The organism is Xanthomonas euvesicatoria pv. euvesicatoria (genome assembly GCF_020880415.1).
Classification (GTDB): Bacteria; Pseudomonadota; Gammaproteobacteria; order Xanthomonadales; family Xanthomonadaceae; genus Xanthomonas; species Xanthomonas euvesicatoria.
Genome location: NZ_JAJIUJ010000017.1, coordinates 25,161 through 43,352 on the forward strand (window position 1 = coordinate 25,161; position 18,192 = coordinate 43,352).

Genomic DNA, 18,192 nt, shown 5'->3' on the forward strand with positions numbered 1-18,192 from the left:
GAGCATAGCGGCAACCCATGTGCGCGCGGCGTCGCGCTGCCGGGTCAGGGCAACAGCGGTTCATCCACTGGCAATTGCAGGTCGACCTGCAGGCGGCGGCCATCGGCGCCGATGCGCTCGGCACGCAGGTAGTGGTGCGCACGCACCACCGCCACTGCCACCGGCGCCCGGCACGGTTCGCCCCACAGGCTCAACGCGAAGCCCTGCTGCTGCAGCCAGAGGGTGAGGCGGTCCCACAGCGCTTGTTCGCCACGCAGCATCAGGTCCAGATCGGCCGGGCCTTCGGGCACCGAGGTCGGCGACGCCAGCCAGCGCGCGTAGCTGCCATGCACCACGATCGGCAGGCCCTGTGCCTGCACCGCCTGCAGCAATTGCGCAGCCTGCTGCAGATCCAGCCGGGCACGACAATGCTGAAAAATCAATGCGTATTCGTGGCTGCGATCGCTCTGTGTCTTGGCATGCGCCAGCGCTGCGGCCGGACGCCGATAGCACAGCACCCGCTCCTCGCGCAGGGTGAACAGGCTGGCCAGGATGCGGCCCAGATCCCAGGCCTGCGGAATCACGCGGCCGCCGACCACCACGTTCTGCACCATCGCCACACCCACGCCGTCGGGCCGCATCTGCTTGCGCAGCGCATGGAAGACCGCGCGCATGCCGGTCAGATAGCTGGCGTAATCGCTGCTCGCATAAAGCTGCCCGGGCAGCACGTCGCCATGCCAGTGGCAGCCGAAATACGGCACGTTGGTCAGACACAGGTCGATCGGCCCTGCCGGGGCAGTATCGGCCAGGCTGCCGACCACCACCGGCGCCGCCACCGCATGCCGCGCCAGACGCATGCGTGCCAACTGCGCGCGTGCCGGATCGATTTCCATGCCATGCGCGTTGCGGCCTTCCAGCGCGGCCGCCAGCAAGGTGCTGCCAAAGCCGCAGAACGGGTCGAACACCTGCTCGCCCGGCCGGCTGAAATGGCGCACAAACGGGCGCATCTGATTGACCCAGCCACAATCGCGCCCGCTCAGCGGGTCGGCCGCGCGCAGATCGTCGGGCAGCGCCCAGGCAGCATCGTCCGGGGCCGGCGTCCACCAGCTGCGCTGATCGAACTCATCCATCGGTGGGCTCCCACAGCACATCGGCATCCGGATCCCAGCCCGCACAGAGACGGCCGTTGGCGAAGAACACCAGCTTGTACAGATCGCCGGTCGCGTGGCGCGCATGCATCGCGGCGTAGTCGGCGCTTTCGAAGACCATCTGCAAGCCCGTCTGATCGCGCAGCCGCACATTCCAGAAGTAATAGCCTTCGGTCAGGCCATCGGGTTGCCAGCGCGACCACCAGGGCTGCTGCATGCACTCCTCCAGCAGTGTGTCCACGCCCACGCGGTGCTCGCCGATGTAGCGCAGCGTGCCGTTGCTGCGATAGGCATCGTCCAACCGCGACAATTCCCGAAAAATCACCTGGCTGGCGCCGCAGCTGCGTGCCCACGCGATGTACTGCGCAATGGCGTCGGCATTGTCCACGCCACCGCGCTGCACGATGCAGACCAGTCGCAGCGGCAGCCGTGCTGCCAGCCGCCGTGCCGTCTGCACGAAAGTCGCCACATCGGCGATCGGCTCGTCGGGGCGGAAACGCATGATCGCGTCGTTGCGCTCCTGCAACCGATGGTGACGCGACAGCTCGACCCACGACAGCCCAAACGCGACCAGCGCCTCGATCAAGCGCGCACCGTGCGCACGCGCCAGCCCGGCGCCATTGCTGTAGAGCATGCGCTGCTCGACGCGCGGGCCGTTGGGCGTGGTTGCCAGGGTCTGCAGCAAGGTCTGCAACCACGCTGCATCGTCGGTCATTTCCAGACCGGACAGCGAATACGACAACGGCACATCGCGCAGCAGCTGCAAGACAGCGCTCAACTGCTGGAAATACGCAGGCCCGGGTCGCAATGTCGCTGCCGCACGACCGCCGCCGTGCTGCCGCAGATTTTCCGAACAGAACCCGCAGCGCGCCGAACACGGCCGCACCGAGGCATACGGGGTAAAGGTGATCGGCAACGCTGCGCGATAGCTGCGCGCGCCGATGCGCAGCGCATGCCAGCGGCTGGCCTCGTCCTGCAGCGGCACGCGCCGCTGCAGGTGGGGTGCTGCGGCGCGCAGGCGCGCCGACAGCGCCGAAGCAGGCAACAAGGAGATGTCGTCGATGGAAGCGTGCATGGCGAACCCTGCGCGCCGCGCGTCAGCGACGTGCGGCGTTGGCACGCGCGCGCACCTGCTCCAGCGTCCACTCCTGTTGCGACACGCCGTTTTCCCACACCGTCACCAGCGCGTCTTCGCTGTCGGGGTAGGCGTCCATCTCATCGAGCAAGGCGCTGCGGTAGCTGCCATCGTTGCGGTTGCGCAGCAAGGTCAGGCGGCCGCGCTTGCTCTGCTTGCCTTGGTCGGTGATCGGGTCCTTGTAGACATCGACCCACTGCCCGTCCACGCGCACCGCCGAGCACTTCAACGCAAACTTCTGCGTGTCGCGGTCCACCTTCTGCAGCAACGCACCGCCCATACCGAAGGCGACATTGTCGGCGGCGTAGCCGGCGGCGGTGATGCGCTCCAAAATCGCGCGTAGCGAGGTGGGATTGATGCCATCGCCCTGGATCACCCGCACATGGTTGAGCACCTTGTAGCCCTTGCCATTGACCTGATGGCCGAACGCTTCGTCCAGCAACAGCAGGCACTGCTCGACCACATCCACCGGGTCGCCCGAATCCGGACGAATCACCACCGTTGCGCCGGAGGCGATCACTTCCTCGCGCAAGGTGGTACCCCAATGCTCGGCAATGGCGCGGTAGATGTCGTAGCTGTCCGACACCACCGCCACGATCGAACCCGGACGCGCGAACTGCTTCAGCATGTTGCGATACGCATCCACCTCGCGCTCGCGGCCCCAGCTGGTGATGGTGCTGTGCTCGGCAGCGGGAATCGAATACCCGGCCACCGGCGTGTGGTAATGCGCACGCGCCAGCAGCAATGCCGACAAGGTGTCGGTACCCAGAAAGTTCACCAGATGCGCGGCACCGCCCAACGCGGCCGAGCCAAGACTGGACACGCCGCGCGCGCCAAAATCGTGCAGCTTGAAAGGCAACTGCCCTTCCGGATCGTCGCTGGTGCGCTCCAGGTAGTCGCGCACGATCTGCTTCACCTGCCAGCTCACCGTGGCCACCGTCACCGGGTACCACACGCGCAGCAACAAGGTTTCCAGATACGACGGCACCCAGAATGCCTTGGCGTCGGTGGACTCGATGGTCATCAGCACGTTGTGCGTTGGCACCACCGCTCCCTCGGGCACCGCGCGGATGCGGATCGGCAACTGACCGCCAAGCCGGTCGACGATATCGCGCCAGCCGGCTTCGTTGAACGGCTCGCCATGCGCAGCCAGCAACGCTTTTGCATCGTCGATGTCGGCGTGCGTCACCGGCCGGTTGATCGCTTCCTTCAGGATCGACTGCAGGCCGAAGAACACGGTCTGCTCGTAAAGCCCGCCGCGCGATTCGACATAGAAAAACGACGCGTCGGTGCCGGGCGGATATTGCAGCCAGTGGCTGGCCTTGTAGCTATCGGTGTTGAGCAGCAGGTTATCGAGGTAATGCATGACGGAAGCTCCTTCGCGTCGAATGAACCGGCGGTCTGTCCGCCGGCGGGAGGTCACGGTTCAAGCGGTCACGGCATGTGCGGCCCTGGTGGTATCGCGGCAGCACGTCGTCGTTGCGCGCGTCAGCCACGGCCCAGGAAGAATTCAAGAATATGCAGGTGGTCTTCGTACAGGCGCGGGCCCATCGCCATCACTTCGGCGATCGGAATCCAGCGCGCCTTGTCGGCATCGTCGCCGCCGCGCACCGCAGGCAACTCGCCGGCCGGAAACTCGAAATGGAACGCATGGGTAATGGTGCGTCCGCGCTGACTGCGTTCGGGATGATCGAAGACCTGCTTGCCACGCAACGAGCCCTTGAGCACCGGCACCGGCAGCTTGAGCCGGGTTTCCTCGCGCAGCTCGCGCAGGCAGCAGTCCAGCAGTCCTTCCTCCTGGCCGACGAAACCGCCGGGCAATGCCCACAAGCCCTTGCCCGGTTCGGCGCGACGCCGCACCAGCAGCACGTGGCCCGAATGCACCACCACCGCATCGGTGGTCACGAACGTCGGCGGATATGGCGCGTCTTTCCACGCAGCACGGTATTGCTCGATGAAGCGGTATTCGGCCACCAGCTGCGCGTAGCTGGGGGAATTGCGCCGGAACGCTTCCAGCATGTCGTAGACAGGCGCCGGCACATTGCCGCGCAGCATCAACAGGCCGCCGTGAAAACCGATGTCGCCGGCTTCGAACAGGTAGCGGCGCAATTCGGTGGCAGACAGCGTTGCGGTGTGTTGCACATCTTCCAGCGGCCACTGCGGAAACTCACGCAGGTAATAACTGCTGGCATCCTTGTCCATGCCGATCAGGCCGATGTTCGCATCCAGCGAGCCGCCATCGGCTTGCACCGCTTCGGCAACCTGCCGCTGCACTTCGGCAATCCACAGGCTTTCGTTGTAGAGATGGTCGCGTAGCGGGCGCACGATCAGCCGCGCAGTTTCGTCCGGCAACGCGGATTCGATCATCACCGCACGTTCGGCGACGGTCCAAGGATTGCGAATGGTGCGCGGCGTGTCGGCCGAGCCGATCAGCACGATGAGCTTTTTCGCCTTGCCCAGCGCATGGCGGGCGACGGCGGCGTGGCCGTTATGAAAGGGCTCGAAACGCCCGATGAACACAAGATAATCGTACGGTGTTGCCATGAGAATCCCTCACGGTTGAGTGGTGGGCTGGCGGTCTGTCCGCCTGCCTAGTGCAAATGCTACGCCGATGCACGATGGCGTCAAGCGGCCACTTGCCTCTGCATCGGTGGTCGTCGCCGTGACGCAGCGGTCATCATCTCTGGCTAGACTCGGCGCTCTTGTTCTTCAAGGAATTTCCCTGCATGCCACGCTCCATCGCGCAGGTGCTGCGCCGCCTTCTCGCAATCGGTGCACTGTTGTGTATCGCCTTACCCGCGCTGGCTGTCACGCCGGCCGCGCCACTGCGGGTCATGTCGTTCAACGTGCGCGTGCCGGCCGATACCGATGGCGACAAACGCTGGCAGGTGCGTCGCGCTGCCATGGTCGCGTTGATCAAACAGACGCATCCGGACGTGTTCGGCACGCAGGAACTGGTGAGCGAACAGGCTGCCTTTCTGGCCGAACAGTTGCCCGACTACCGCTGGTTCGGCCAGGGCCGGCGCGGCGATGACAGCGACGAGCACATGGGCGTGTTCTACGACGCGCGTGTACTGCAGGTGGTGGAGTCGGGCAACTTCTGGCTGTCCGACACGCCCGAACGCGCCGGCAGCATTACCTGGGGCAATGTGCTGCCACGCATGGCCACCTGGGCGCTGTTCGAGCGACGCAGCGACAAAAGCCGCTTTTATCTGTTCAACACGCACTTTCCGTATCGCGATGAGGACGAGCCCGCCCGCGAGCGCAGCGCGCGCCTGATCCTGTCGCGCATCGCGCAGTTGCCCGCCACTGTCCCGGTGGTGCTGACCGGCGACTTCAACAGCGATCCGGACAAAATCACCTACCCCACGCTGACCGCGGTACTTCGCGATGCACGTGCACAGGCCAGCAAGCGCAGCGGGCCGGAAAACACCTTCCAGGACTTCACCACGCACCCGACCCGGCGCATCGACTGGATCCTGTATCGCGGATTGCGTCCTACACGCTTCGCAACCCTGGACGATCGTCCCGGCGGCATTCTGCCGTCGGACCATTACCCGGTGATGGCCGAGTTCGACTGGCCACGCTGAGGATAAGAGCGCGCAAGAGCCAGCGGCCGGCAGCCGGCGCGCGCGCCGGCGGTGGCACGGTCCAGCCGATGCACGCAGCGCTGCGGTGATCAAGCCGGGTGAATGCCGGCGTTCGCGGCGCTGGCCTGTAGCCATTCCAGCAAGGCCTGCAGGGTGGCCGAGGGGGCGTCGCGCCAGATGATGGACAGCTCGCGCCGCGCCCAGGTTTCCTCCAGCGGTACCGCCGCCAGCTGCTGCCTGACACTGGAGCAAGCCAGCGCCGCGTGCGGCACGATGGCCACACCCACGCCGCGTGCCAGCATGCGGCACAGCGTTTCGATGCCCGGCACGCGTGCGCGGATGCGCAGCTGCACGCCGGCACGGGCCAGATGCGTCCGCAGGTGGCGCTGCAAGGCGTTGTCGGCCGATAACGCCAGCAACTGCATCGGCGCGATATCGGCCAGGCGCAGGCTGTCGGCGCCGGCAAGCCGATGGCCGGCGGCCACCGCGACTACCAGGCGATCCTGCCGAAACGGGCGCCGTTGCAGGCCGGTGAAGTCGGCATGCCCGGCCACCACGGCCAGGTCGGCACGTTCGTCGCGCACTGCATCGGCCGCCTCCTCGCTGCCCCATTCGGCCAGGGTCAGGTCCACCCGCGGATGGGCCAGCAGAAAATCCGCGACGCACTCGGGCAGCCATTCGGAGAGTGCGGCGGTGTTCGCGGCCAGCCGCAGGGTGACCTGTCCACCGAGCCCGTAATCGCCAAGCTCGCTGCGCATCGCCTGTTCCTGCCGTGCCAGCACCCGTGCATGACGCAGCAGGACCTGGCCGGCGGCGGTGAGCGTCACGCCCCGCCGGCCACGCTCGAACAGGGCCGCGCCGACCTGCAGCTCCAGCGCGCGAATACGCGCACTGGTGGCCGCCAGCGATAGCGCCACGCGGTCGGCGCCGGCGGTGATGCTGCCGGTATCGGCCACCGCAACAAAGATCCGCAAGTCGGTGAATTCCACCTGCATCTGCACCTCCAGCCTTCGGTGTGGCCGAAGTCTGCCTCAAACAAAGACAGCTTGCCGGGCACCGCCCCCGCGCCGATGCTGCTCCCCATGAATGAAGACGTCTCGCAGCTGATCATGGTTGTCGCGGTATTCCTGTTGGCTGGCGCGGTCAAAGGCGTGGCCGGCATGGGGCTGCCAACGGTGGCAATGGGGTTGCTGGGGCTGTGGCTTCCGCCCAGCCAGGCCGCCGCGCTGCTGGTGCTGCCTTCGTTGGTGACGAATCTGCAACAGGCCTGGGGGCCAGCTGCGACCGAGCTGTTGCGGCGTCTGTGGCCGGTGCTGGCCATGGTGGTGGCGGGCACCTGGTTGAGCGCCGGGTTGATGATTGGCGGTCATCCGCGTTACCTGCGCGGCGCACTTGGGGTCCTGCTGGTTGCCTATGCCCTGTTGGGGCTTGCCCGCCGGCAATGGACCCTGCCGCCACGTCACGAGCGCTGGGGCAGCCCGCTGATCGGCCTGGTCGGTGGCCTGCTCAGTGGCGCCACCGGCGTGCTGGTCCTCCCGGTAGTGCCGTACCTCTCTGCACTGGGCCTGCCACGCGAGGTGTTGATCCGCGCACTGGCCGCGTGCTTCGGTACGGCAACGCTTGCGCTGGCCATCGCACTGGTCTGGCACGGTGGCGTGCCGCTCTCGGCCGGCCTCCCATCGCTGCTGGCGTTGCTGCCCACCGCGCTGGGAGTGTGGGCCGGTACGAAGCTGCGACGCCGCATCTCTCCCGAGGCATTCCGCCGGATATTTTTCGGCACCTTGCTGCTGCTCGGCCTGCAGGCCTGCTGGCAGGCCATCGCCTAAGACGCTGCCAGCGGCAACACTACTGTCCAAATGAAAACGCCACCGGCAAGCGGTGGCGCCCATGCATTGAATCGGCAGTCTGGCTCAGTCTGCCCAACGTCCCGGTGCGGTCGACTTCGGCAGCACCTGCGCCGACAACGGCTTGTCCTGCGACAGCAAGCCCAGCGCATCGGCCAGGATGGCCGCCGACTCATGCAGCAGCGGATCCGGACGCTTTTCGGCGGCCTTTTCGCGTGCAGTGTCCTTGACGATGTCGCGCTCGTTACCGGTCAGGCCGTCGTCGCTGTCTTCGGCAAGCGGATCCAGCGGCAGGCCGAGTTGCTTGCGAATCTGCTGGCGATCCTTGCGTTGCTGATCCTGCTTCTGTCGCTCGGCAACGCGCTCGGCCTCATTCAACGAAATGTACTTCTTGGCCTTTTCATCGCGGAACTGCTTGACGTCTTCTTCCCACCACTGGAATTCCTTGTCGGTGGCGATGCGCGCAGTGTGCAGAGCCTGCAACTTGGGCAGCAGCGGTGCGAAGTTGCCGTACTGGGTATGCGGCGCAGCGGCGATACGCGTCCACGGCAATGCATTGTCGTAGGTGCTCTCACCGAACTCGCTGGCATCCACGCTGGCCGGGAAGGCGATATCCGGCACCACACCCTTGTGCTGGGTGCTCGAGCCGCTGACGCGGAAGAACTGCGCGATCGTCAACTTGACCTGCCCATACCGCTGCCCTTCTGCAGCAGGCCAGCGATCCAGGTCGACGATGTTCTGCACGGTGCCCTTGCCGAAGCTGGTTTCGCCGATCACCAGACCACGACCGTAGTCCTGGATGGCACCGGCAAAGATCTCCGATGCCGACGCCGAGCCGCGGTTGATCAAGACAGCCAGCGGACCGTCCCAGGCGACCTTGGGGTCGCTGTCACCGTTGACGGTGACGCGGCCGCCGGATTCGCGGACCTGCACGACCGGCCCCTGCTCGATGAACAAGCCGGTCAGTTCGATCGCCTCGTCGAGCGACCCACCGCCGTTGTTGCGCAGGTCCAGCACCACGCCATCGACCTTGTCGGTCTTGAAGCCGGCCAGCAGCTTGGCGACGTCGCGCGTGGCCGAGGCGTAGTCGGTTGCGTTACGGCGACGGCCTTCGAAATCCTGGTAGAAGCCCGGCAGCTTGATGATGCCGATGCGGCGCTGCGGCTCGCTGCCGGTGGCCGGCAAGGTGATGGTTTCGCCCTTGGCAGCCTGCTCGGCCAGACGCACCTTCTGACGGGTCAGGGTCACCGTGCGGTGCTTGCCGTCGATGCCCGACTCGGCCGGGATGTACTCCAGGCGCACCTGGGTATCCTTGCTGCCGCGAATCTTGGCCACCACGTCATCGATGCGCCAGCCGATCACATCTTCGATCGCGCCATTCTTGGACTGCCCAACGCCGACGATGCGATCGCCCGGCTTGAGCGTGCCGTCCACCGCCGCCGGACCGCCCGGGATCACCTCGCGGATCACCACCATGTCGTCCTGCTTCTGCAGCTGCGCGCCAATGCCTTCCAGCGACAGTGACATCTGCTGGTTGAACGTTTCGGCAGTGCGCGGGGTGAAGTAATCGGTATGCGGGTCGACGGCATTGGTATAGGCGTTGACGAAGAACTGGAACACATCTTCGCCCTTGAGCTGCTTGACCGAATCGGCCAGTGCCACATACCGCTTGTCCAGCGTCTTGCGAATGTCGTCGGGCTTCTTGCCGGCCAGTTTCAGGCGCAGCCAATCGTTCATCACCGACTGGCGCCACAGCACGTCCAACTGCTTATCGTCTGCAGCCCACGGCACGTCCTTGCGGTCGTACTCGAACTTGTCGTTCCCGCTGAAATCGAAGTCCTGCTTGAGCAGGTCGCGCGCGTACTTGACCCGTTGATCGACGCGCTTCTTGTAGACCGAGAACACCTGGAACGCCGGCTCCAGGTTGCCGCCGCGCAACGCGTCGCCCACGCCGGCCTGGAGCGGCGCGAAGCTGTCGATATCGGCCTGGGTGAAGAACTGTTTGCCGCCATCCAGCGTTTCCAGGTAGCGCTTGAACACGTCCTTGGACATCGCCTCGTCCAGCGTGCGCGGCCGGTAGGCATAGCGGCTGTCGGAGAGCAGGCCGTAGACGAGTTTGGTGGCCGTCGCCTGGTCGGGCGTGGCAGCGGCGGGCAGCGCAGTATCGGCGCGCGCAAGCAAGGCCATCGGAGTGGTCAACACCAGCGCCAGCAGGCCGGCCTTCATGCACGAAGAAACGTTGTAGGTCATCGAATGGCTCTCGGCACGAGGCCGACGAAAGAAGGGCGGTGAACGGATCAGACAGCATGACAGTGCCGAAAGTTGCTGGCGTTGTCATCCGCTGGCTGAATCAGCCTAGCGCCGGGCCTGTAGCGGATTGTGAACGAGACCGTACCTTGCGGCTGCGCGCCGCATGGGCCAGAGACGACACAGCCCCGCGCGATGCACGGGGCTGTCGTTGATTGGCATCGCGATATGGCCGGCCGTAGCGCGTCGCCACTGGTCGATCAGCGGCCTACCGACAACACGCAGGACCGGCCTGCATCGAACGCACCCGCACCGCGGGGCTGGTTCCGACATCGATCGCACACGGCCGCGGCAGTCGCCCGATTGCCTGTTACCGACTCAGGCGGCTGTTACCGACTCAGGCGGCGACGCCAGCGCCTGCAGCCTGCCGATCGGCGTGGTACGACGAACGCACCATCGGGCCGGAGGCGACATGACTGAAGCCCAGCGCATTGCCGTAGTCTTCCAGCGCCTTGTATTCCTCCGGCGTCCAGTAACGCATCACCGGATGATGGTGCGGCGTGGGCTGCAGATACTGGCCGATGGTGATCATGTCCACATCGTGCGCGCGCAGGTCGCGTAGCGTGGCCTGCACCTGCTCCATCGTTTCGCCCAGGCCCAGCATGATGCCGGACTTGGTGGCGATGGACGGATGCTGCGCCTTGAAGCGCTGCAACAGCGTCAGCGACCATTGGTAGTCCGCGCCGGGGCGCACGTTCGGGTACAGGTCCGGCACGGTTTCGATATTGTGGTTGAACACGTCCGGCGGGCTCAGCGCCAGGATCTCCAGCGCGCGGTCCATGCGGCCCTTGCCGCGGAAATCCGGAGTCAGGATTTCGATACGCGTGTTGGGCGAACTGGCCCGGATGGCCGAAATGCAGTCGACGAAATGCTGGGCGCCACCGTCGCGCAGGTCGTCGCGGTCCACGCTGGTTACCACCACGTACTTCAGGCCCATGTCGGCCACGGTGGCGGCCAGGCTGGCCGGCTCGCTCGCGTCGGGCGGCTTGGGCCGGCCATGCGCCACGTCGCAGAACGAGCAGCGCCGCGTGCAGACCTCGCCCAGGATCATGAAGGTCGCGGTGCCGTGGCTGAAGCATTCGTGGATGTTCGGGCAGCTGGCTTCTTCGCACACCGTGACCAGGCGGTTTTCGCGCAACTTGGCCTTGAGGTTCTGTACCGCATTGCCGGAGGGAATCCGCACCCGGATCCACGACGGTTTCCGCAGCACCGGCGCGTCGACGAACTGCACCGGCGAGCGGTTGATCTTGTCGCCACCGATCTGCTTGACGCCGGTCTGCAGCGGCGCAGGCGCGGCGGTGTCGCCGGAGACGACCTGCAAGGGAATGGAACGGGCGATAGGCTGGGTCATGACGATACGGGGCGCTCAGGCCGGAAGCGAAAGGTCGGGCAATGCGGAAGTGGGCTGCAGCACGAGGCCGAACTGGCGCGCCAGCTGGTCGAGCAGCACCGCCTTGACGGCGTCCATCCCGGAGGGGCCGCCCAAGTCTAGCACCGAGGTCACCTGCAGACCCTGGTAGCCACACGGGTTGATGCGGTGGAACGGTTCCAGGTCCATCGCCACGTTGAACGACAACCCGTGGAAGGTGCAGCCACGCCGCACGCGAATCCCGAGCGCGGCGATCTTGGCCCCGCCCACGTACACGCCAGGAGCACCGTCGCGGCGCTCGGCCACGATGTTCCACTCCTCCAGCGTATCGATCAGCGCCTGCTCGATCTTGCACACGTAATCGCGCACACCGATCTTCAGCCGGCGCAGATCCAGCAACGGGTAAACGACCAATTGGCCCGGGCCGTGATAGGTGACCTGCCCGCCGCGATCGACCTGCAGCACCGGAATCTCGCCCGGGGCCAGCACATGCTCGGGTTTGCCGGCCTGGCCCAACGTAAACACCGGCGCATGCTCGACCACCCAGACCTCATCGGCCGTGTGTTCGCCACGCGCATCGGTGAAACGCTGCATTGCACGCCACACAGGCGCGTAATTCTGCTGGCCGAGGTCGCGTAATTGCGCAGGCAGGCCAGCCGTAGAGCTGCTCACGGGCTCGGCCGCTACAGCGTCCACTTCACTTCCGGATGATCGCGCAGCGCCTGATGTGCGGCCTCGAACTGCTCGCGGCTTTCGGCACGGAAGCCAATCTTGACCGAGACATACTTTCCGCTGGAAGAATGCTTCCAGCTCACGCTCTCCTGCAGCAGCTCCACGCCGGTGGCAGCAAGCAGGCGCGGAAGCTCGGTTTCCAGGCCGCGCTCGGCCGTGCCCATGGCGCTGAGCTCGAAGGTGCCGGGAAATTGAAAACCGTGATCGGGGTTGTCGGTGCTGATATCCATCCGCCCATTATCGGGCCGACGATGGGCAAACCCAAGCTTCTGCAGCCGATCGCCGCGCCTGGCTGGTCTGTAGCGCCGACATGCGATCGGCACCGAACTTTCCAAAAACGTGACGCAGCCACGCTGATGAACCGAACGCAGCCATGGGTAGCTGGCAACGCGGTCGCGAGCCGAAGCGGCAGAGGCTGCAGTCGCGGCCACGCACTTCACACGGCGCAACAGAAGACGCAGGCATTTTTCCGATTCCAGCTCTCCTCCCCAGGTCCTCCATGCTCCGACCGCACGCGTTGTCTGCTGCCTTGCTGCTTTCTCTTTCCGGGCTGTCGTTGCCGGCCCTGGCGGCGGATCAGTGCGATTCCAGCCGTCTTGGGCGCACGCCGCCTGCGGTGAACTTCCGTGTCGATAACGACTTGTTCGGCGGCGAGGATCAGGACCAGGGGTATTCCAACGGCGCGGTACTGACATTGGTGTCGCCGAACCTGGTCGATTACACCGACGATCCGTGCCTGCCGCGGACTGCGCGGTGGGTCAACAGCTATCTGGAGCGGCTGCACCCGGGCGAGTTCGACCAGCAGAACATGGTGTTCTCCATCGGCCAGGCGATCTTCACCCCGACCGATTACACCCGCCGCGACGTCATCCCGGACGACCGCCCCTATGCCGGCATCCTGCTGGCGAGCTTCGGCTACAACGCGCGTAACGATGCGCACCTGCGCACCACGCAGTTGCAGGTCGGCGTTGTCGGCCCGTGGGCGCTTGCGAAGGAAGCGCAGGATGCGATCCACGATGCGCTCGGGGACGAGAAATTCCAGGGCTGGGACAACCAACTGCACAACGAACCGCTGATCAACCTGGTGCACGAGCGCATGCATCGCTGGCCGGCCGATGCCAGCGGCAATGCCGGTGGGTTCGGCTGGGATTTCATTTCGCATTGGGGCGGCGCGGTCGGCAACATGGCCACGCACTTGAATGCAGGCGGCGAAGCGCGCTTCGGCTGGAAGCTGCCGGACGACTTCGGCAGCACCCCGACCCGCCCCGCGGGCGAAAACACCGCCCCCAGCCGGCTCGGGCGCGCCAGCGGCTGGTCCGGCCACCTGTTCGTCACCACCGACGCGCGCTGGGTGATCCGCGACATCACCCTGGACGGCAACACCTTCCGCAACAGCCATAGCGTGGACAAGCGCCCGTTCGTCGGCGATGTGGGCTACGGCCTGGCAGTGATGTACGGCCGCTGGAAATTCGCCCTCGCCCGCTACCACCGTACCCGCGAATTCGACACCCAGCGCGAAACGCCGGTGTATGGCAGTTTTACGATCAGTCGAATGCTTTGAAGGCAGGGATTGGGGATTCGCAAGAGCGGGCCAGCAATGCGTTTTGTTCGCTGCCGGCCTGGATGTTTGATCGTGGTTACCGGGCCTTGGGATTTGGGAGCAGGGATTTGTAAGAGCAGCGCGGGGCTTCGCCGCTGCCCTCGCTTTCGAATCCCGAATGCCGACTCCCCAATCCCGCAAACAAAAAAGCCGGCAAACGCCGGCTTTTTTGTTTGGATCACTCCGATTCCCACCACATCCAGAACGCATCCCACAGGCGCTTGAAGAATCCGCCCTCTTCGACCGCGTTGATGGCGACCAGCGGGGCCTGGGCGATGACCTTGCCGTCCAGGCTGACCTTCACGGTGCCAACCTGCTGCCCCTGCTTGATCGGTGCCTGCAGGTTCTTGGGCACTTCCATGCTGGGCTTGAGGTCGTTGTAGCGGCCACGCTGCAGGCTGACCAGCAGCGGCTGTGCCACGCCGAGCTGCACTTCATCCTGCTGACCCTTCCAGACCTTCTGCTTGGTGACGACCTTGCCGGGCGCATACAGGCTGTGGGTTTCGAAGAAGCGGAAGCCCCAGTTGAGCAGCGCCAGGCTATCGGTGGCGCGCTGTTCTTCGGAGCTGTCGCCCATCACCACCGCGATCAGGCGCTGATCGCCGCGCTTGGCCGAGCTCAGCAGGCAGTAGCCGGCTTCGGAGGTGTGGCCGGTCTTGATGCCGTCCACCGCCGGGTCGCGCCACAGCAGCCGGTTACGGTTGCTCTGCTTGATGGTGCCGACCTGGAATTCCTTGATCTTGTTGTAGGCGTAGGTCTCCGGGTAATCGCGCACCATCGCGCGGCCCAGCAGGGCCAGATCGTAGGCGGTGGAGTGATGCCCTTCGGCGCTCAGTCCGTGCGCGTTGACGAAGTACGAATCCTTCATGCCGATCTTGGCGGCGTAGCTGTTCATCAGCGAGGCGAAGGCTTCTTCGCTGCCGGCCACGTGCTCGGCCAGCGCGATGGCGGCATCGTTGCCGGACTGGATCGCCATGCCCTTTTCCATGTCTTCCAGACGCGCCGTCTGGTTGACCGGGAAGCCGCTGTAGCTGCCGTCGGTGCCCGCGCCGCCTTCGCGCCAGGCGCGTTCGCTCATCATGACCTGGTCGTCGCGCTTGACCTTGCCGTTCTTGATCTCGGCGGCGACCACGTAGGAGGTCATCACCTTAGTGATGCTGGCCGGCGCCAGCTGCTGGTGGATGTTTTCACCGGCCAGCACCTGCCCGGTGGCGTAGTCCATCAGGATCCAGGACTTGGACACGGCCGGTGCGGGCGCCGGCGGCACCGGCAAGGCGGCCGGGGCGGCAGCCACGGCAGGAGTCGGCTGCGGCGCAGGTGTCTGGGCGCAGACCAGGCCGAAGGCGAACGTGGCCACGGCAGCGGCGGCGAAGCGGAATTTCATTGAAGAACGACTCCTGACGGGCCCGAAAGCCGGGCAATGCGAAATTGTAAGGCGCCGCGGCGATCAGGGCGACGCGTTGCGCGATGCGTGCGCTTGCGCAGTTCAGCGATGGCAGCCAGGCGCACGACGCTTGCGGTGCCCGAGGCGAACTGCCGGAGGCGGCGACACGCACACGTGCGGCATTGCTTGCAGCGCATTCGACGGGCGACGCCGGTGCGCAGGCGTGAGCTGGAGGCAGACGACGCGAGGCTCCGACGTACGCGACGTGCATATCGAAGCCGACCTTGGTCGCATCCGCCTCGCAGATGCGCAATGCAGATGCGCAATGTTTACCCGCCGATCGGGAGTGCTCAGCCGTTCCCGATAACGCCACTGCAGCCAGCGCGCAAGCGACGGATGCGCTCACGCTCGATCGGCGTCGCAGTGGCCCACCCAGCCGCGTTAATTGGCCACGATCTGCGGGCGACCGAACCCGAGGCCGGCGATGCGCTGGGCAATCTCCGATGCATTTGCATGGTCGCGTGCATTCACGCGTAGCCGCCACAGCGTGCGCCCGCCACTGACGATGTCGCTGACGCTGGCGCCGGCAATCCCCGCCGAAGCCAGTTGCGACAGTGCGCGATTGGCGTTTTCGCGGCTGGCGAAACTGGCGACCTGCAGCAGGATGTCGCCGAGCGCAGCTTCGGCCACGCTGGGCGCCTTGGCGGGCGCTGGGTCGGCCTTGAGCGGGCGCGAGGCAGTGCTTTCGGATGGCTTGACCGCCGCAACCGCCACTGGCGGCGCCGCGGCGGGCACGGCGGCAGACGCTGACGCGGCCGGTCGCGGGGCCGCAGCGGCCGGCTTGCCGGTGGCCACACGCACGCCCTGCGCCTTCATCCAGGCATCGAAGTTGTCGGCATTGCCGGGTTGGCGCGAATCGGCGACGCGGTAGCGCCAACGCTCGCCGGCCGCAGTGACCGGTGCACCGGCAGTGGGTGCAGCGGCAGTTGTGGCAACCGCGGTGGCGGTACCGGTGGCGACCGCACGCGGCGGCACGGTGCGGGTGGGCAAGCGCTGCACCAGGCCATCGATCTGGCTGGCGCCGGCAGCCGGCCGCGCCGCGGCAACGGCGGTATTCACCGGTGTCTGGCCACTGCGGCGCTTGGCGAGCAGATTGCCGTTGTCGGCTTCGGTCAGGCCGCGGACTTCGACATTGCCGGTGCCCTTGCCGGTGATGCCCAACTTCACCGCCGCGGCGTAGCTCAGATCGATCACCCGGCCGTCGTGGAAGGGGCCGCGGTCGTTGACGCGCACCACCACCGACTGGCCGGTGTCGGTGTTGGTCACCAGCGCAAAGCTGGGCAGCGGCAAGGTCTTGTGCGCGGCGGTGAAGGCGTACATGTCGTACACCTCCTTGTTGGAGGTCAGCCGGCCATGGAACTTGTTGCCGTAGTACGAGGCGGTGCCGCGTTCGACATAGTCGCCGGGGTTGTCCATCACCACATAGCGCTTGCCCAGCACTTCGTACGGCGAACGATTGCCCACCGCCGAGCGCGGCTCGTTGGTCACCAGCGGCTCGGGGATGCAGGCCACATTGGGCACATGATCGGGCGTGGAGTCTTTCACGCCGGGCTTGTACAAGCCGCCGGCGGTGTAGTCGCCGCGCGTGGACGGATCTTCCTTGGCGGGCGCATACGGCGAGGTGGACGGGCAACCGGTGGCGACATACGCCGGGCCCTTGCCTTCGACCTTCACACCCTTGATCGCGCCGCTGCCGGTGCCGCCGGCGGTCTTCTTCGGTGCGCTGCTACAGGCCGCCAGGCCGAGCATCAGCGCCATCGGGATCAGCCACTTGGGGCCTGCAATGTTGTTCATGCCGGGGGTAACTCCTTGCCGGCGATGGCCTCGGACAGCTGGAACACGGCCATCGCATACATCTTGGAAATGTTGTAGCGGGTGATCGCGTAAAAGTTCTGGAAGCCCAGCCAGTACTGCTTGCCGTTGGCGTCGTCCAGGCTGATCGGGGTGGCGGTGCTGCCGGCCACCACCGGTGCGCTCGGGTGATAGCCGCGCGCCGACAGGTCGGACAGCGTGTACACCGGCGACCAGTCGGTGGGATTGAATTCTTCGTGCCCGGCGGCCAGCGTGGCCGGTACCGCGACCTGCCCGCCACGCACCCAGCCGCCCTTCTTGACGAAGTAATTGGCGATCGAGGCGAACACGTCGTTGTAGTCGGTGAACAGATTGCGCTTGCCGTCGGCATCGCCATCCACGCCGAACTGGCGATAGCTGGACGGCATGAACTGGCCCATGCCCATTGCGCCGGCATAGCTGCCGATCAGGGTGCTGACGTCGAGTTGCTCTTCCTTGCCGAGCGCGAACAACTGGGCGAGTTCATCGCGGAAAAACAGTTCGCGGCGCACCTCGCGTTCGAGCTTGGCCGGGTCGCCGCTGCGCGGATAGCGGAACGCCAGCGTGTACAGCGCGTCCAGCACGCGGTATTTGCCGGCGTTGCTGCCGTAGCTGGTTTCCACCCCGATGATGGCCACGATCACCTGCGCCGGCACACCGGTGGCGGCTTCGACCTTGCTCAGCTCGGCGCGGTGTTCGGCGAGAAACTTGCGGCCGCCATCGATGCGCGCCTGGGTGATGAACATCGGCCGGTATTCGTTCCACGGCTTGACCCGTTCGGCCGGGCGCGACATCGCAGTGACAATGGCGTCCTTGAATTGCGCCTGCGCCAGCACCGCTTCGATCTGCGCGGCATCGATGCCGTACCTGGCCGAGGTGTCGCGCACGAAGTTGGCGCGGGCGATCTCGAACGGCACCGGAGTCAGGTCGACTGGCGGAAGCGCGGGCGCCTCGGCGGCGGCGCTGGCCGGCGGTGCTGATGCCGATGGCGCAAGCGGCGGCTTGGCCGGCGGCGCGCTGGCAGCCGGTGGCGGCGACGGAGGACTGGGCTGGGTCGCGCAGGCGACAAGGCCGAGGGTGAGCAGGCAGGTCAGGGTGCGTCGAATCATCGGCCGAGGGTAACAGACATCAGATGAACTTCTGGCAATAAGGCCATGAAACGCAAAGACTTTGGATCAAGTCAAGGGGTGTTGCAGCAAATGCGGGGATTCGGG

15 protein-coding genes are annotated in these 18,192 nt (G+C 65.9%); 3 read left to right on the top strand and 12 right to left on the bottom strand.

The window, feature by feature from the left end:
- Nucleotides 1-44: 44 nt before the first annotated feature.
- The 4 genes from LN450_RS02180 to LN450_RS02195 form a co-directional block, all read right to left on the bottom strand.
- Complete coding sequence (locus tag LN450_RS02180) at nt 45-1,109, bottom strand: DNA methyltransferase (RefSeq protein ID WP_011346349.1); 1,065 nt, start codon at nt 1,107-1,109, stop codon at nt 45-47.
- A complete protein-coding gene (locus LN450_RS02185; protein ID WP_011346348.1) occupies nt 1,102-2,202 on the bottom strand; it encodes a hypothetical protein in 1,101 nt (366 codons plus the stop codon). The genes LN450_RS02180 and LN450_RS02185 overlap by 8 nt, the downstream gene beginning before the upstream one ends.
- A 22-nt stretch (nt 2,203-2,224) precedes the next feature.
- On the bottom strand, nt 2,225-3,628 hold the full coding sequence (locus LN450_RS02190; RefSeq protein WP_011346347.1) for a nicotinate phosphoribosyltransferase: 1,404 nt from the start codon (nt 3,626-3,628) through the stop codon (nt 2,225-2,227).
- 122 nt (nt 3,629-3,750) lie between these two features.
- The gene (locus LN450_RS02195) at nt 3,751-4,806 is read right to left on the bottom strand and encodes a bifunctional nicotinamide-nucleotide adenylyltransferase/Nudix hydroxylase (protein WP_008577907.1); all 1,056 of its coding nucleotides are present in this window, start codon (nt 4,804-4,806) and stop codon (nt 3,751-3,753) included.
- 182 nt (nt 4,807-4,988) lie between these two features.
- On the opposite strand from LN450_RS02195, the gene LN450_RS02200 reads away from it, so the two are divergent.
- On the top strand, nt 4,989-5,852 hold the full coding sequence (locus LN450_RS02200; protein ID WP_011346346.1) for an endonuclease/exonuclease/phosphatase family protein: 864 nt from the start codon (nt 4,989-4,991) through the stop codon (nt 5,850-5,852).
- 89 nt (nt 5,853-5,941) lie between these two features.
- On the opposite strand, the gene LN450_RS02205 is transcribed toward LN450_RS02200, so the two are convergent.
- Complete coding sequence (locus LN450_RS02205; protein ID WP_008577903.1) at nt 5,942-6,847, bottom strand: LysR family transcriptional regulator; 906 nt, start codon at nt 6,845-6,847, stop codon at nt 5,942-5,944.
- Nucleotides 6,848-6,934: 87 nt separating this feature from the next.
- Between LN450_RS02205 and LN450_RS02210 the strand changes: the two genes are divergently transcribed.
- Nucleotides 6,935-7,678: a sulfite exporter TauE/SafE family protein gene (locus LN450_RS02210; RefSeq protein ID WP_039419256.1), complete on the top strand. Its 744-nt coding sequence runs from the start codon at nt 6,935-6,937 to the stop codon at nt 7,676-7,678.
- 84 nt (nt 7,679-7,762) lie between these two features.
- On the opposite strand, the gene LN450_RS02215 is transcribed toward LN450_RS02210, so the two are convergent.
- The 4 genes from LN450_RS02215 to LN450_RS02230 form a co-directional block, all read right to left on the bottom strand.
- The gene (locus LN450_RS02215) at nt 7,763-9,922 is read right to left on the bottom strand and encodes a carboxy terminal-processing peptidase (RefSeq protein WP_170808580.1); all 2,160 of its coding nucleotides are present in this window, start codon (nt 9,920-9,922) and stop codon (nt 7,763-7,765) included.
- Nucleotides 9,923-10,340: 418 nt separating this feature from the next.
- Nucleotides 10,341-11,354, bottom strand: coding sequence for a lipoyl synthase (gene lipA, locus LN450_RS02220; protein ID WP_008577899.1), 1,014 nt, complete (start codon nt 11,352-11,354; stop codon nt 10,341-10,343).
- A 15-nt stretch (nt 11,355-11,369) separates the two neighbouring features.
- Nucleotides 11,370-12,068, bottom strand: a complete 699-nt coding sequence (gene lipB / locus LN450_RS02225) for a lipoyl(octanoyl) transferase LipB (protein WP_011346343.1) — start codon at nt 12,066-12,068, stop codon at nt 11,370-11,372.
- Nucleotides 12,056-12,334, bottom strand: a complete 279-nt coding sequence (locus tag LN450_RS02230) for a YbeD family protein (protein ID WP_008577897.1) — start codon at nt 12,332-12,334, stop codon at nt 12,056-12,058. The genes lipB and LN450_RS02230 overlap by 13 nt, the downstream gene beginning before the upstream one ends.
- Nucleotides 12,335-12,603: 269 nt before the next feature.
- Between LN450_RS02230 and LN450_RS02235 the strand changes: the two genes are divergently transcribed.
- On the top strand, nt 12,604-13,665 hold the full coding sequence (locus LN450_RS02235) for a lipid A deacylase LpxR family protein (RefSeq protein ID WP_011346341.1): 1,062 nt from the start codon (nt 12,604-12,606) through the stop codon (nt 13,663-13,665).
- Between the two features lie 217 nt (nt 13,666-13,882).
- Here the strand turns inward: LN450_RS02235 and LN450_RS02240 are convergent, their stop codons facing one another.
- From LN450_RS02240 to mltB, 3 genes are all read right to left on the bottom strand, one after another.
- Complete coding sequence (locus LN450_RS02240; RefSeq protein WP_003482723.1) at nt 13,883-15,088, bottom strand: D-alanyl-D-alanine carboxypeptidase family protein; 1,206 nt, start codon at nt 15,086-15,088, stop codon at nt 13,883-13,885.
- Nucleotides 15,089-15,529: 441 nt separating this feature from the next.
- Nucleotides 15,530-16,942, bottom strand: a complete 1,413-nt coding sequence (locus LN450_RS02245; protein WP_011346340.1) for a septal ring lytic transglycosylase RlpA family protein — start codon at nt 16,940-16,942, stop codon at nt 15,530-15,532.
- On the bottom strand, nt 16,939-18,087 hold the full coding sequence (mltB, locus tag LN450_RS02250) for a lytic murein transglycosylase B (protein ID WP_011346339.1): 1,149 nt from the start codon (nt 18,085-18,087) through the stop codon (nt 16,939-16,941). The genes LN450_RS02245 and mltB overlap by 4 nt, the downstream gene beginning before the upstream one ends.
- Between the last annotated feature and the right edge of the window lie 105 nt (nt 18,088-18,192).